This is a genomic window from Bacillus sp. PK3-067, from assembly GCF_056738645.1.
In genome coordinates this window covers 63,896-80,000 of sequence record NZ_CP096490.1, presented here as the reverse complement: position 1 = coordinate 80,000, position 16,105 = coordinate 63,896, and the positions used below count along the sequence as shown (strand labels likewise).

The window sequence follows — 16,105 nt, the reverse complement described above, 5'->3', positions numbered from 1 at the left end:
TGTCATAATACGACCAGCGATAGAAACAGCGATTTCCTTCTCCTCTAATTCTTCCTTAGAGAACTCTCCATATAGACTCACTAAATCAGTTGTTGAATTTGTGCGTTCAAATCTTTTACCGAACGGGTCAATTCCTTGTTCACGTAAATTATGTAGCTTTTCACGACGAACAATCAATTGGTCGTTTAATTCTTCGTGGTTCATGTTATCCATGATATTGATATCACTCCAGCTCTATTTAATTTTACAATATATACAGTATAGCATTTTCTACTCAACTAGAAAAACTGCCAGCAACTAACTGGCAGCTCTTCTTTCTTTCACGTAATTATAGGAAGTGTATAGAAGAATGTCAATCTCCTATGTCCATTATTAACCAACGTAAATTGTTTGTTGTTTCGCTTCCACTTCTTCTACAAATGTACCTAACACATTCGCAAGGTCTTCCCGTGTGTTACAAGCATTAATACCATTACGTACACTCGCATTACCACGAACACCTTTTAAATACCAAGCTGCATGTTTTCTCATCTCTCTTACAGCGACACTTTCGTTCTTTAAGTCAATAAGACGATCTAGATGTAACATACATACATCAATTTTCTCGCGCACTGTTGGTTCCGGCATTAATTCACCTGTCTCCAAATACTTTACCGTACGATAAATCATCCACGGATCTCCAAGAGCCGCACGACCAATCATAACACCATCTACACCAATTTCATCAAGCATACGCTTTGCATCTTGCGGCGTTGCGACATCACCATTTCCGATAACCGGGATATTTACAGATTGTTTTACTTGTTTAATAATATCCCAATCCGCTTTTCCTTCATACATTTGCACTCGTGTACGTCCGTGAACCGCCACAGCTTGGCCACCAGCACGCTCAACAGCCCTAGCATTTTCTATTGCGAAAATATGTTCTTCATCCCAACCGATACGCATTTTAACTGTAACCGGCTTTTCTACAGCATCTACAACCGCTGCTACCATTTCATATATTTTATTCGGATCTAAAAGCCACCTTGCCCCCGCATCACATTTAACGATTTTCGGCACTGGACAACCCATATTAATATCAATTATGTCTGCTGTCGTATATTTATCTACATATTTCGCAGCATCTACAAGAGTTTCTTTCTCTCCACCAAAAATTTGTAAACTTAATGGCTTTTCTCTCTCGTCGATATATAACATATCTAAAGTTCTTTTATTATTAAGTAATATTGCCTTATCACTTACCATTTCAGCACAAACTAAGCCGGCACCAAATTCTTTTACTGTTAAACGGAATGCAGAGTTACACACTCCCGCCATCGGTGCTAGTACAACCGGATTTTTCATCTCGATATTTGCAATCTTTAACAATCAACCTACTCCTTCCTGTACAATCACTTTGGCATTAATTCCTCTATCGAAACATTTAATGCCTTAGCAACTTCTACTACAAAATCTTGAGAAGGCGATCTATTCCCTCTCTCAACTTCACCTAAAACAGATACAGATACCCCTAGTTCTTTAGCAAAACCTTCTTGTGTATAGCCTTTTAGCTTTCGAAAAGCACGAATGCGTCTTCCCCATTTTTCTGCTTCCATACCGTTACTCCCTCTCGCCTTTTCATTTCTTCTACTTGTGAACATGAAATGTTTTGTTTTATGTCTTGATTAATCTCTAACAACGGAACGATAACAAAAGCTCTTTCAAACATCCGCGGATGCGGAACAATAAGATTCTCTGCTTCAATATTCTCTTGATTATAAAGTAAAATGTCAAGGTCGATAGTCCTCGGCCCCCACCTAATTTCCCTTTTTCTTCCTAGGTCATTTTCTACTTTTTGTGTTACTTTCAATAACTCTTGTGGTGATAAATTGGTAGAAATTTTTATAACTAAATTTAAAAAGCAACTTTGGTCAGTATAGCCAACTGGCTCAGTTTCATATACAGATGAAATATCATCAACCTGAATATAAGGATTTTTATTTAAAAACTGAATCGCTTCAGTTAGATACGTATAACGCCCTCCAATATTTGACCCTAATGCAATGTAAGCTATATTGTTCATGGACGTTCTCTCGTAATTTCTACTGCTACAGCACGATAATGACCCGGTATCGGTGGATCCGGCTTAATTACCTTAATTGTACAGCGTGAAATACTTTCATATTGTTTTAATATATCTGCAGCAATATTTTCAGCGATACTCTCCACAAGCTTATACTTTCTATCCTCAACAACTTTTCTACATAATTCGAAAAGCTCTCCATAATTGACCGAATGCTCTAAGTCATCACTTTCCCCTGCACGCTTTAAATCCAACTCCACCGTTAAGTCAACTTTAAATCTCTGACCTAATTTATTCTCCTCTGGGAACACACCATGATAACCATAAAACTCCATATCATGGATATAAATTTTATCCAATTACCTTACCCCCTTACCAATCATCGCATCCATCATTTTAGCCATACGCGCCATTTCTTTCACATCATGGACACGAACAAACTCACAGCCCTTTTCAATACCAAGACAAACGGTAGCTCCTGTTCCCTCAAGGCGTTCCTCCACTGGCAAATCTAATACGTGCCCAATAAAGGACTTTCTCGAAGTACCTAAGAGAACTGGATAACCTAGCACATTTAACTGTTCTAAATTACGCATCGCCTCTAAGTTCTGCTCAGGTGTTTTAGCAAAACCGATACCTGGATCTAAAATAATATTCTCATCTGGCACACCAGCATTTTTAGCAATTTTAATACTGTCATACAAATCAGCAATCATATCCGCCATTAAATTACGATAATTCATATTATCGCGGTTATGCATTAAAATGATGGGTACATCATAATGAGCTGCGACTTCAGCAATTTTTGGCTCCGCCTTCGCTCCCCAAATATCATTAATAATATGAGCACCAGCCTCAATTGCTTGCTTTGCAACTTCAGCTTTATATGTATCGATGGATATAGGCAATTTTACTTCTTTTGAAACTGCTTGAATCATCGGGACAACTCGCTTTATTTCTTCTTCTACTGATACTTTAGCAAAACCTGGGCGAGTAGATTCGCCACCAATATCAATAATATGAGCACCTTGACCTTGCATTTCTTTTGCGTGACGTACCGCAGCATCTACCTCGTTGTAACTCCCACCATCAGAAAACGAATCTGGTGTTACATTTAAAATCCCCATAATTAATGTTTTTTCATTTAAATTCAATGTATATTCGCCGCAGCGCAAATCATAATCCCACTTCAAACTACACATCTCCTCTTCGTAGTTCATTTCTGCTCCATAATTTCTCTCTTTGCATTCCATAAAGGTACATTAAACTTTTTGTAACCACTCCTACTTTACCCGGGAAATCCTGCGCTTCTATACGATAAAGCGGAACAATTTCTTGAATGGAGTTTGTTACGAAGACTTCATCCGCTGAAAGTAGCTCATCTTTTGTAAAGAAACCTTCCTTTACTTCTATATTTAATTCTTCAGCACTCTTTATAATAAACGCACGAGTGATACCATTTAAAATCCCTGTCTCTAACGAAGGTGTATATAAAACATCACCTTTCACAAAAAATAGATTCGAAACAATGCCCTCTGCAACATAACCTGCTTCAGTGAGGAAAATACCTTCCTTACTCACAACATTTCCAATTTCACGCTTCCCTAAAATATTATTTAAATAGTGATGAGACTTCAGGCGAAATGTCCCTTCCGGTGTATTTCGCACTTGTTTTAGAATAACACCTTCTTTTTCCACTACATCCCCTGGAGCTGTTAAAGGTTTTATAAAAACAATAACAGAAGGCTCTTCATACATTTCCGTTTGTAATCCTATTTCATCTATACCGGCCGATACATTAAAACGTACATATGCATGCTTCAATTCATTCTTAGCAAGTAAATCTTTCAAAATAAGCATCACATCATTTTTTGTCATTGTCCATTTAATTTGCAATGTATCCAGCGCCTCTATTAAACGGTTATAATGATCATCCAATAAGAAAGGATGACCATTATAAATACGAAACGTTTCAAAAACTCCAAGACCATATAAATAACCATGATCATAAGGAGAAATTCTCGCTTCACTTGCTTCTACATACTGACCATTTACGTAAATTAACATAATGTCGCACTTGGACTGTATTTACGAATGAAATTCTGCAACAGCTCTTTCCCATGAGAAGTCATAATAGATTCTGGATGGAATTGCACACCCTCTATCGGCAATGTCTTATGACGAAGTGCCATAATTTCCCCTTCCTCTGTCCAAGATGTTACCTCTAAGCAATCGGGTAACGTCTCTTTCTTAACAATAAGGGAATGATAGCGCGTCGCAGTAAACGGATTAGGAATATCCGAAAAAATCGTCTTTCCATCATGATGCATAAGCGACGTTTTTCCATGCATTAATCGCTCTGCACGGACAACCTCTCCACCAAACACTTGCGCAATGGATTGATGCCCTAGACAAACACCAAAAATCGGAATCTTTCCAGCAAAGTATTTAATAACTTCCATACTAATCCCAGCTTCATTAGGACTGCACGGACCTGGAGAAATCATTAGAAAATCTGGTTTCATATTCTCAATATCTGAAATGGTCACTTCATCGTTACGTTTAACAACGAGCTCTTGTCCAAGTTCTCCAAGAAACTGCACTAAATTAAATGTAAAAGAATCATAATTATCAATCATTAATATCATTTCTCTCACCTAACCGTTTCTTCACTACGTTCTTTTGCACGCCATAAAGCAATCGCCTTTTTTAACGACTCTTTATATTCATTTTCCGGATTTGAATCAATTACAATTCCCGCCCCTGCTTGTACATGAGCTTTTCCATCTTTAGCAAGAAGTGTTCTAATTACAATATTCAATTCTGTATCTCCAGAATAACCAATCCAACCGATTGACCCTGTATAAATCCCTCTTCGAACAGGTTCTAATTCCTCAATAATTTCCATCGTACGTATTTTTGGGGCACCAGTAATTGTTCCCCCAGGGAATACAGCCTTCACTAAATCAAAAGCATCTTTATCTTCTTCCACCTCACCACGCACATTAGAAACAATATGCATAACATGTGAGTATTTCTCAATTACCATAAATTCATCTACTTCTACAGTGCCATATTTACAAACACGTCCTAAATCATTTCTTTCTAAATCCACAAGCATTACATGCTCTGCTCTTTCTTTTTCGTTCTCAATTAATTCTCTTGCTAATTCTTCATCCTCTTGCTCATCCGCGCCTCTAGATCTCGTTCCAGCAATCGGTCTTGTACTTACTTCAGTTCCTTGTTTCTTAATTAACAACTCTGGCGATCCACTAACGATTTGAAAATCCCCAAGCTCCAGGTAACCCATATATGGAGATGGATTAATTTCACGAAGACTTGTATAAATTTCTAGTGGGTGTGTCTGTAACGTTCTTTCTTGTCTCGTCGACAAGTTTACTTGGAACACATCACCCGCTCCAATATATTCTTGAATACATTCAACTGCCTTCATAAAGCCAGCTTCAGTAAAAGCAACTGCTTCACTTTTCTTTTCAGGACTTTCAAAGGGCACGGTCACTTCAGGCGCTTCTGTCATCCAAAGACTCTTCCACTCATTTAGCCGTTCTTTCGCCTCTTCATATTTATCTACATAATGCGTAATAACCCATAACACTTGTTCTTTTTGATCATAGACAAATACGTCATCAAATAATAAAAAGAAGATGTCAGGTATATCAATATCATCTTCCGCAAGAGAAGGCAGCTTTTCAATATAACGGATACAGTCATAACTGAAATAGCCAATTGCACCACCTTGAAAAGGCGGATACTCTGGGTTATAGTCCGTCTTCCATTGTTCCATATATTCTTGCATTAAATCTAACGGATTCCCTCGTTTTATTGTTCCCTTACCACTTTCACTTATATGTAACGTTTCATCCTTCCCTCGGATTACCGCTACTGGGTTCAGCCCTACAATGTTATAACGACCGCCACGGCCGCTTTCTAACAAAATATGTTGCGATTTACCCTGAGAAAGAAATTTATATTGCTTAAAGAAATCTAACTGATATGGAATAGAAAGCGCTAAAGATTTTCTTCGTTGCATATCAACACCCCGTCTTCTTTTATCCCACCCTCTTAGATAAACCAGCTCAAACTACATAAGTTATTTATATAGAGATTGATTATACTCGAAGGCTAGTGAAAATAATTTAATTATACTACCTCTTATTTTACATGAAGTTTTCTAGTCATTCACTCTTTTCCTATTTCCAATCCCAAAAGAAAAAGCACCCTTTTTCAAGGATGCTTTTTCAATCGCGTTTAATTAGGATTCAAATTGATAAAGTGGTGTACTTAAATAACGTTCACCGTTACTCGGGATAATAACAAGTACCTTTTTCCCTTTACCTAACTTTTTCGCAACCTCTGTTGCTGCATAAATAACTGCGCCTGAAGAGATACCAACTAAAATACCTTCCTCTTTAGCCACTCTTCTCGCATATTCAAATGCTTGCTCTGTTTTCACTTGAATAATTTCATCATATACTTCTACATCCAACGTCTCCGGAACAAATCCCGCCCCAATTCCTTGGATTTTATGTGGACCTGGCTTCCCACCAGATAATACTGGTGAATCTGCAGGTTCTACTGCATAAATTTTAATATCTTTATACGCTTCCTTCAGTACTTCACCAGCACCAGTAATCGTTCCACCTGTACCAATACCTGCAATAAACGCATCTAATTGGTCGCCCATTTGTTCAATAATTTCTGGACCTGTTGTTAAACGGTGAATTTCTGGATTCGATTGGTTTTTGAACTGTTGTGGTATAAAGTAGCCATGTTCTTTTGCTAATTCAGTCGCTTTACGAATTGCTCCACCCATTCCTTCAGGCCCTGGAGTCAATACTAATTCCGCACCGTAAGCACGTAATAAATTACGACGCTCAATACTCATTGTTTCTGGCATTACTAAGATTGCATTATATCCTTTAGCAGCCGCTACCATCGCTAAACCAATTCCTGTGTTACCACTTGTCGGCTCAATGATTGTATCGCCCTCTTTTAATAATCCCTTTTTTTCAGCATCTTCAATCATAGCTAATGCGATACGATCTTTAACACTACTCCCCGGATTCATAAATTCTAATTTTAAGTATATATCTGCGCTGTCTGATTCTACGATGCGGTTCAACTTAACGATCGGCGTTTTCCCGATTAATTCTGAAACTGATTGTGCCACTCGCATTCCTGTCACTCCTAACACCGAGTATTTTTATTGGTTTTATCTATATTTAGATTTTGTCAGAAAATTCCCTGTTTGTCAATTCATTTGGAGGATTGCTCCTCTTAATTCCCTTATTACAAATTCTCGATTAAATTTGTAATATCTTCTTTAGAGAACTTGTATCGTTCATTACAGAAATGACAGTGAACTTCTGTCTCTTCCTCTTCTTCACGAACTTGCTCTAACTCTGTTTTACCTAAACTAATTAATACACTCTCAATACGCTCGCGTGAGCATGTACAATTAAATTGCACATCCATTGTTTCTAATACTTTTACTTTATCTTCTCCAAGAACTGCATATAGTAGCTCTTCCGGAGAAAGACCTTGTTCAATCAACGTTGATACAGGTGGAATCTTTTGTAAACGGTCTTCAATAAATGAAATCGTTTCATCTTGCGCACCCGGCATAATTTGAAGGATGAATCCACCTGCCGCTAATATGCTATCATCTCCATTTACAAGAACACCAACACCTACAGAAGAAGGCGTTTGTTCAGAAACTGCAAAATAATACGTAAAGTCTTCTCCTAATTCTCCTGAAACGATTGGAGATTGGCCAATAAACGGCTCACGCATTCCAATATCTTTAATTACAGTTACAAACCCCTCTGTACCTACCGCTTGATATACACGTAACTTCCCTTGTTCTGTTCCTTCAAAATCAACATGCGGATTCGTTACATAACCACGTACATCTCCATTTGCATGAGCATCTACTAAGATAGGGCCAATTGGACCGTTACCTTCTACCTTAATCGTTAACTTTTGCTCACCCTTTAACATTGCGCCCATCATTGTACCCGCAGTCAAAGAACGCCCTAGTGCCGCTGAAGCTGTTCTCCATGTATCATGACGTCTTTGCGCCTCACTTACTGTATTTGTTGTACGTACACTATACGCACGCACTTCTCCATCAAATGCTAACGCTTTTACTAAATAATCTTTCATACGTATTTATTCACCTTTCTCATGCTGTAAATTTGCATTACGTTCATATAACATATACAAACCTTTTAACGTTAAAAACGGATCTACAATATCAATTACATTCGATTCTTCGGAAATTAATTTTGCCAATCCACCTGTTGCAATAACTTTAGGTTCTTGTCTAGCTTCTTCTTTCATACGCTTAACAATACCTTCCACTTGTCCAACATAACCATAAAGAATACCAGATTGCATCGCACTTACTGTATTTTTCCCAACAACACTGCTTGGTTTTGTAATTTCGATACGAGGAAGTTTTGCTGCTCTGCTATATAAAGCCTCTGCTGAAATCATAATTCCTGGCGTAATAACTCCACCCATATAATGTTTTTCTTCGTTAATATAACAATATGTAGTAGCCGTACCAAAATCAACAATAATGAGCGGACTTCCATATAAGTGGATTCCTGCTACTGCATTTACAATTCGGTCTGCGCCTACTTCACGCGGATTTTCATATTTAATATTTAGTCCTGTTTTTATCCCAGGCCCTACTACAAGCGGTTTAATTTTAAAATATTTTTCACACATGCGCTCTAAAGCAAACATAATTGGTGGTACGACTGAAGACACAATAATACCTTTCACATCTTCAAACGAAAGACCCTCATGCTCAAGCAATTGCTTTACAAGCATTCCATATTCATCTTCTGTCTTATGACGATCTGTTTCCATGCGCCAATGCTGACGAAGTTCCCCCTCTTCAAACACACCTAGTACAGCATTTGTGTTCCCTACATCCAATACAAAAATCATATTCTCACCACTTATCTTATTTAATCTATATTTGTGCAGTATGTATAAAACTTATAAAAACATCATATCACACATACTTATATAATCAGCTTTCCTATCCTCATCATTTTACAAAAAGATTGCTCTCTATTTCAATTTTTAATACTAGTTTTACTTAAATTACTTTATCCACTAAGTTCTCAATAGTAATTAACAAAGATTTTAACAAACAAAAAAGGAGTGACGATAGTCACTCCTTCACTTCTTACTTATCTTCTTTATCTTCATCGTCTTTCTTCATGTTGATGTTTACTTTCACATCATCTGAAGATGTTGGACGTTCTGGCAATCTGCCGTAATCACATAAATGATTGATTTGCTCTGCATCTAACGTTTCTACTTCAAGTAACGTTTGTGCGATAATATCTAGTTTATCACGGTTTTCAGTAAGAATTTGTTTTGCACGAGCATAACATTCTTTCATAATTGATTGCATTTCCATATCGATTTCATGTGCAATCGCATCACTATAGTTTTGTTCTGAGTGGAAGTCTCTTCCTAAGAACACTTGACCACCTTGCGAGCTACCAAATTGCATCGGTCCAAGTTTGTCACTCATACCAAATTCCGTAACCATACGTCTTGCAATACCAGTCGCACGTTGGAAGTCATTATGAGCACCTGTACTCACTTCACCAAATACAATCTCCTCAGCTACTCGGCCACCAAGTAAACCAGTGATTTTATCAAGTAACTCTGGTTTCGTCATGAAGTAACGATCTTCTTTCGGAAGCATTACCGCATATCCACCAGCCTGACCACGAGGGACAATTGTTACTTTATGAACGACATCTGCTTCATCAAGAACAACACCAATTACAGTATGACCTGCTTCATGGAAAGCAACGATATTACGTTCTTTTTCAGAGATAACACGACTTTTCTTAGCTGGACCTGCAATAACACGATCCGTCGCTTCATCGATATCACTCATATCAATTTTCTTCTTATCTTGACGTGCAGCTACTAAAGCAGCTTCGTTTAATAAGTTTTCAAGATCCGCACCAGAGAATCCTGGTGTACGAGTCGCAATTGCTCTTAAATTAATATGCTCATCAAGTGGTTTATTACGCGCATGTACTTTCAGTACAGCTTCACGGCCATTTACATCTGGACGATCTACTGTAATTTGACGGTCAAAACGACCTGGACGTAATAACGCTGGGTCAAGAATGTCTGGACGGTTTGTCGCAGCAACGATAATAATACCTTCGTTTGCACCGAATCCATCCATTTCAACAAGTAATTGGTTCAATGTTTGCTCACGCTCATCATGACCACCACCAAGACCTGCGCCACGTTGACGACCTACTGCATCAATTTCATCAATGAAAATGATACAAGGAGCATTTTTCTTTGCATTTTCAAATAAATCACGTACACGTGATGCACCGACACCGACAAACATCTCTACGAAGTCAGAACCACTGATAGAGAAGAATGGAACGCCAGCCTCACCTGCAACAGCACGTGCTAATAAAGTTTTACCTGTACCTGGAGGTCCAACTAATAGGACACCCTTTGGAATACGAGCACCAACTTCAGAGAACTTACGAGGGTCTTTCAAGAATTCAACTACCTCAACAAGTTCTTGTTTCTCTTCATCCGCACCAGCAACATCTCTGAAACGAACTTTTTTCTTTTCATCATTATATAACTTCGCCTTACTTTTCCCGAAGTTCATAACACGGCTACCGCCGCCTTGAGCTTGGTTTAATAAGAAGAAGAATAAAATGAAGATGATGACAAATGGAATGATTGAAGTAAAGAATGTTACCCAAGCACTTGTTTCTTCTGCTGGTTGATACTTAACTTCGGCACCTTTCGCTTTATCATTAATTTTCTTTTGTAATTCCTCAGTATTTGGTGCATAAGTAACAAATTGTTCTCCTTGGCTAGAGTTATTAAATTGTCCTTTTACCTCAAATACACCATTTTTCGGTTGAAGTTGCACATTACGCACTTCACCGCTTTCTAGTTTAGTAATGAATTTGTCGTAGCTAACTGATGTCGTTTTTTGTGTCGAACCATTAAAATAGCTCACGATTCCAATTACTACTAAGAATATCAGTAAATAAAAGATGGTATTACGGAAGATACGATTCATTCCTAACCTCCTCTCACGGCATAAACACTATAGTAAATCGTAACATAGAAAAACTTTCCTATACAATTGTGAAGCCTATATTTAATTAATTTGAGTAAACGCTTGGTTTTAATACGCCTACATAAGGAAGATTACGGTATTGCTCTTTATAATCTAATCCATATCCTACTACAAATTCATGTGGAACAGTAAATCCAACATAATCCGCTTTCAGATCAACCTTACGGCCTGTTGGCTTATCTAATAATGTAACAATTTTTACAGACTTCGCTTTACGATATTTGAATAAGTCTACTAAGTAGCTTAGTGTAAGACCACTATCAATAATATCTTCGACGATTAAAATATCGCGACCTTCTACAGAAGTATCAAGATCTTTTAAAATTTTCACTTCGCCTGTTGAAACTGTAGAGTGACCGTAACTAGATACAGCCATAAAATCCATTTCAAGATATGTATCTGTTCTCTTTAATAAATCTGCCATGAATGGCATTGCGCCTTTTAATACACCAATTGCAAGAGGTACTGTGTTTTTATAATCCTCTGCAATAATTGCACCTAGTTCGCGCACCTTTTCTTGTATTTGCTCTTCAGAAATTAATACTTTTTCGATATCTTGATTCATCATTTCATTATCCTCCCGGAAGACTCCTTGCTTTTGTAGTGAATAATCATATATTTATCCTTCTTTGCCATCTCTTTCGAAATTGCAAATGCAGATCGTTTCAACAAGGGTACCCAAATAATAGTCCCACTTGCATCACAAACGACCGGCCATTCTTCTCTTTTTTCTTTCGGTACTTTCGCTTCGATAAAAATAGCTTTTATCTTTTTCGTGCCATTCATACCTTGTATTGACATGCGATCTCCATTTTCTCTAGAACGAATACGAAGTGGATATGATATATCATTATACTTAGCAACAAATACTGTTTCATTCATGTTACTTGGTATATCTTCGCTCACCTCTGTTACAAATTTATCCCCGTTCAATAGCGTAATGGTCCCGGGTACTAATAAATCTTGTGAAAAAGGAGAGACAATTTCTTGTTTAAATCTAAAGCTACACTCCTCGTATGAACGAACAATTTTCAAATCACCCGGAAAATCAAGTGAACCTGAAGGTTGTGTCCGCTTAAAAAACTCAATCAACTTGTCAATATGTATAGAAGAAAGAGAAGATGGAATCTTATATTCATAAAGATAGTTTAATATTAGTTGAATCCCTCTTCTTTGTAAAGGCATAGACATGGATTCAAAGGCAGGAATTGATAAGCTAATTTGTTTATCACTTTTTTTTGTAATTACTTTATTCATTTTCTCAAAAGCTAATTCCTGCAAATAAGCCTCATCCTCTTGCATCTGCACGCTAAATTTTTGGAATTTCTCATGCATTTGTGGATTTTCTTCTTTCAAATGAGGAAGGACATATTTACGTAATCGATTCCTTGTATATACTTCCTTTTTATTACTCGGATCTATACGTGGCATTAAATTTAGCTTATTACAGTAATCAACAATTTCTTCCTTCGTTACGCCAAGTAACGGCCTAATTAAATATCCATTATGAAAAGGACGCTTCACTGCAATTCCTGCATATCCTTTCGGAGTACTCCCTCTTACAAGACGCATTAAAATTGTCTCGACTTGATCATCTCCATGATGTCCAAGAGCAACATATCTCGCATCGTATTTCTTCATTATTCTTTCCAAAAATGCATATCTGCATTCTCTCGCAGCAACCTGTGCATTCATTCCGTATTGCTGTTGATATTGTGATACATTAATCCTTATCGTTTCACAAATAATTCCCAGTTCTTCACAAAGGCCCTGCACAAACTGTAAATCCTCATAAGATTCATCACCTCTAAACATATGATCCACATGAGCAACTACAATTTCCAACTGTTTTTCCGCTCTTTTTTCTAATAAATAATATAAAAGCGCTAACGAGTCAGGACCACCAGAAACTCCCACAACAATTGTTGAATCATTCTTTAATACATCATGCTGCTTTACAAAGTCATCTACTTTTTCAACAAATGTATCTTTCAACTTCGCAATCACCTTTCATTAAACAAGAACAGCAACCTTAGTCACCTTGTCTACAATGGTACAACTTTTACAAACATTGTGCAAAAAAAAGATATACAAAAATTACATTTTTATCTTACATCCTCCGTGTATATTCACAAAATTAATAACATTACCTTTTCCCACAAAAAAACCTAGGTATTCACCTAGGTTTTTAAAATCAAATTATAGATAAACATTCCACTTATATTTTACTGCGCTTGCATTCCTACAATCGGAATCGTAGCCCACTTCGGCATATTTTTCTTCACTTTTGCCACTACAATAGTCATATCATCATTTATATAACCATCACAAGAGCGAATCACTTCTTCCATAATGATATCAGCAATTTCTTGCGGGTCTTCGGTTTGCAATTCTTTAATTTTTCGTTTCATCCACAATTCATGATTCTCCACATGCTGTGCTCCTTCAAAAATCCCATCACTCATCATAATAAGAATATCGCCCGTTTTTAATTGTTCACCCACCACATCAACTTCAACATCTTCGATGATTCCCATCGGCAAATTACTTGCTTCAATTTTCAAAATATTATTTGCGCGTTTAACAAAACTCGGCGTTGATCCAATCTTTAAAAACCTTGCACTCGCATCCCGCAAATCTACCATAGCTAAATCTAATGTCGTAAACATTTCTTCTGTCGTTCTCAAAGAAAGAATTGAATTGATAGACTTAATTGCTATTTCTTCATCAATGCCTGATTGGAGTATTTTTTGTAATAATTTCACCGTTTCCTTACTTTCCATATGAGCTCTTTGCCCATTACCCATACCATCACTAATCGCAAGTGCATATTTACCAACACTTAAATCCATCATCGCATAAGAGTCACCCGAAACAAATCCACCGCCTTTTGCAGCTGTAGCCAATCCTGTATCAAGAGAATACGTCTTCGCCGAACCAAATGATATTAAACTATGGCCATTTGGATAAGAAGACTTTTCTTCATGTTTAACGACAATATTTTCTTTAAGGATATCTGAAAGCATCGGTGCAACTAACTTTTCACACTCACCATGTTCATTAGATGCAACTGGAATTAACATTTCAATATCAATACTTCCTCTATCTAAACAATAAATATCAACATGCTCTACTTCGACACCAAAATCTCGGAACGCTTGCATAATCTGTTCTTCCTGCACTTGATGATTTTCACGCTCTCGTTGTATCTCCTTAGCAAAATCCTCCATAACCTTTGATACACCTAATAGTTGCTCCGCTACTATTCTACGATTTTCCTTCATTTGTTTTCGTAATTTTTGTCCCTCATAGAAGTGATCTAATTCACCGGCTACTAAATCCGTCACTTTTTTCCCTCTCACACAATGCTTGTCCCACTCACGAACTAATTTACGATTATGTTGCAGGGTTCCTCCTTCCGTTTCATTCATTATTTGTTTCATATAATCGTACGTTTTATCAAAATTCACTACCCAGCATTGATCCTTTTTAAAGCATGTTTGACATGTTTTCGCAGTAATTGTACTCAAAAACAAATCTGCTTCTGTCTCTTTATCTTCTTCCTCTACATACCCATATACAGAAAAGCTATTAGATAAAGCAGCAAATACATTTGCAAATTGGTTGATTTTATTTGCTGTAACATCACGCATCCTTCTTAAATATTGTTGTTGATCTTGCGAATGCTCTTGTGTACCTGGCATAAATTTAGCAATACGATCCAAAACAAGCTTCGGTGTTAATAAGAAGATAACAATCGCTACACCTGACTCAATTAAAGTTGTTACAATATTTGTCTGTTTGTCTACATATAATGTAATTAAGCTTGTCCCAATTAATAAACCTAAACTAACACCTAAACGCTTTCCTTCTTTTAACAATCCACCAAGCAATCCAGAAAAAGCAAGAAGGCTAAGCTGAGACAAGCTAGACACATTTGCTAAACTTAATATTAGTCCTGTTACAACCCCCACTGTAGACCCTGTGGCAGCACCCGCAATAAATGCAAATACTAGCACTAAATACCTTGTAAAAATATGTTGAATAGAAGCATCATATACAAACCAATCTGTTGTACCCGTTAAAACAGATGCTAGTAATATAATCAAACAAACAATTTCTTCCGTCTCTAATGCCTGTTGTTTTCCTTTCCTTTCCACTAAAAGTGGGACACTTTGTAAAAATATCATAGTTAATACAAAACTAAGCCCAGCCTCAATGGTACTAACGAGTAAATCGTACATGGTGACAGTTTGTTGTGCAAAATATACAACAACTAAGTGTGCGGTTAATGCGGAGATAAATACTTGAAATGGAACAAGTCCAACAGTTTTACGTGTAAATCGACTAAAGAAGATATTATAAATGAAGAAGGTAAAGATAGATGCAAAGGTAAAAAACAAATTATCTATCGATACTGAAAGAGCTCCTCCCATTAGAGCTAAAAATGCTAGCGGCATCTTATCCCGCTTCATAACATAAACAGCAGCAAAAAATGGCAGTGCAAACGGTAAAATATTTGTTAATATATATGCTCGTCCCAAAAGAAAACCAATAACAACAATAATAAATCCCCATCTAAAGAAAACTTGCTCAAATTTTATTCGCAACTTACTCGTCCACTTTATTCCATCAAGCTGACTCTCATTCATTGCCAATGCACTTGTATTCATAGTATTCCTTCCTGCTTTAGGCATATTTTTAACACCACCTGCATAGTTTAATTACTGTCATTATAAAAGATGATTGTTGGTTTTTTTGTCAAAACAACAGTTTTCACTTTTATAATCGTTCGACTTTTTATTCGAAATAACTCTACAGATATACAGGGTATGTAAGTTATTTTCGAGATT

The 16,105-nt window shown here is 37.0% G+C and carries 16 protein-coding genes (1 of these 16 only partly in view); all 16 read right to left on the bottom strand.

Annotated features, from left to right (window positions below; all coding sequences use genetic code 11):
- Positions 1-213 carry the 5' end (the start) of a lysine--tRNA ligase gene (gene lysS, locus M1D73_RS00430; RefSeq protein ID WP_000369668.1) on the bottom strand. 1,287 nt of this gene lie to the left of the window's left edge, so the window shows 213 of its 1,500 coding nt (coding positions 1-213); its start codon is at positions 211-213; its stop codon lies off the left edge, out of view.
- A 159-nt stretch (positions 214-372) separates the two neighbouring features.
- Positions 373-1,371 carry a tRNA dihydrouridine synthase DusB gene (gene dusB / locus M1D73_RS00425; protein ID WP_000912251.1) on the bottom strand — a complete coding sequence of 333 codons (999 nt, stop codon included), beginning with the start codon at positions 1,369-1,371 and terminating at the stop codon, positions 373-375.
- A gap of 23 nt (positions 1,372-1,394) precedes the next feature.
- Positions 1,395-1,598 carry a helix-turn-helix domain-containing protein gene (locus M1D73_RS00420; protein ID WP_000387031.1) on the bottom strand — a complete coding sequence of 68 codons (204 nt, stop codon included), beginning with the start codon at positions 1,596-1,598 and terminating at the stop codon, positions 1,395-1,397.
- The gene (gene folK, locus M1D73_RS00415; RefSeq protein WP_121868695.1) at positions 1,550-2,065 is read right to left on the bottom strand and encodes a 2-amino-4-hydroxy-6-hydroxymethyldihydropteridine diphosphokinase; all 516 of its coding nucleotides are present in this window, start codon (positions 2,063-2,065) and stop codon (positions 1,550-1,552) included. Before folK ends, M1D73_RS00420 begins: the two co-directional genes overlap by 49 nt.
- Positions 2,062-2,424, bottom strand: a complete 363-nt coding sequence (gene folB / locus M1D73_RS00410; protein WP_000358062.1) for a dihydroneopterin aldolase — start codon at positions 2,422-2,424, stop codon at positions 2,062-2,064. The genes folK and folB overlap by 4 nt, the downstream gene beginning before the upstream one ends.
- Positions 2,425-3,285, bottom strand: coding sequence for a dihydropteroate synthase (folP, locus tag M1D73_RS00405; RefSeq protein WP_002164656.1), 861 nt, complete (start codon positions 3,283-3,285; stop codon positions 2,425-2,427).
- Positions 3,260-4,132 carry an aminodeoxychorismate lyase gene (gene pabC / locus M1D73_RS00400; protein WP_000909884.1) on the bottom strand — a complete coding sequence of 291 codons (873 nt, stop codon included), beginning with the start codon at positions 4,130-4,132 and terminating at the stop codon, positions 3,260-3,262. Before pabC ends, folP begins: the two co-directional genes overlap by 26 nt.
- Positions 4,126-4,713: an aminodeoxychorismate/anthranilate synthase component II gene (gene pabA, locus M1D73_RS00395; protein ID WP_000602297.1), complete on the bottom strand. Its 588-nt coding sequence runs from the start codon at positions 4,711-4,713 to the stop codon at positions 4,126-4,128. Before pabA ends, pabC begins: the two co-directional genes overlap by 7 nt.
- A gap of 5 nt (positions 4,714-4,718) precedes the next feature.
- Positions 4,719-6,116, bottom strand: a complete 1,398-nt coding sequence (gene pabB, locus M1D73_RS00390) for an aminodeoxychorismate synthase component I (protein ID WP_069357941.1) — start codon at positions 6,114-6,116, stop codon at positions 4,719-4,721.
- 222 nt (positions 6,117-6,338) lie between these two features.
- On the bottom strand, positions 6,339-7,262 hold the full coding sequence (gene cysK, locus M1D73_RS00385) for a cysteine synthase A (RefSeq protein WP_001261712.1): 924 nt from the start codon (positions 7,260-7,262) through the stop codon (positions 6,339-6,341).
- Positions 7,263-7,375: 113 nt separating this feature from the next.
- The gene (gene hslO, locus M1D73_RS00380) at positions 7,376-8,251 is read right to left on the bottom strand and encodes a redox-regulated molecular chaperone HslO (RefSeq protein WP_000656372.1); all 876 of its coding nucleotides are present in this window, start codon (positions 8,249-8,251) and stop codon (positions 7,376-7,378) included.
- A 6-nt stretch (positions 8,252-8,257) separates the two neighbouring features.
- On the bottom strand, positions 8,258-9,046 hold the full coding sequence (locus M1D73_RS00375) for a type III pantothenate kinase (protein WP_000578368.1): 789 nt from the start codon (positions 9,044-9,046) through the stop codon (positions 8,258-8,260).
- A 244-nt stretch (positions 9,047-9,290) separates the two neighbouring features.
- Positions 9,291-11,192 (bottom strand): ATP-dependent zinc metalloprotease FtsH, encoded by a 1,902-nt coding sequence (gene ftsH, locus M1D73_RS00370; protein ID WP_001079674.1) that lies wholly within the window; start codon positions 11,190-11,192, stop codon positions 9,291-9,293.
- Positions 11,193-11,277: 85 nt separating this feature from the next.
- Positions 11,278-11,820, bottom strand: coding sequence for a hypoxanthine phosphoribosyltransferase (hpt, locus tag M1D73_RS00365; RefSeq protein WP_000981842.1), 543 nt, complete (start codon positions 11,818-11,820; stop codon positions 11,278-11,280).
- Positions 11,817-13,247, bottom strand: coding sequence for a tRNA lysidine(34) synthetase TilS (gene tilS / locus M1D73_RS00360; RefSeq protein WP_000655465.1), 1,431 nt, complete (start codon positions 13,245-13,247; stop codon positions 11,817-11,819). The genes hpt and tilS overlap by 4 nt, the downstream gene beginning before the upstream one ends.
- 230 nt (positions 13,248-13,477) lie before the next feature.
- Positions 13,478-15,949, bottom strand: coding sequence for a stage II sporulation protein E (gene spoIIE / locus M1D73_RS00355; RefSeq protein ID WP_001123540.1), 2,472 nt, complete (start codon positions 15,947-15,949; stop codon positions 13,478-13,480).
- Between the last annotated feature and the right edge of the window lie 156 nt (positions 15,950-16,105).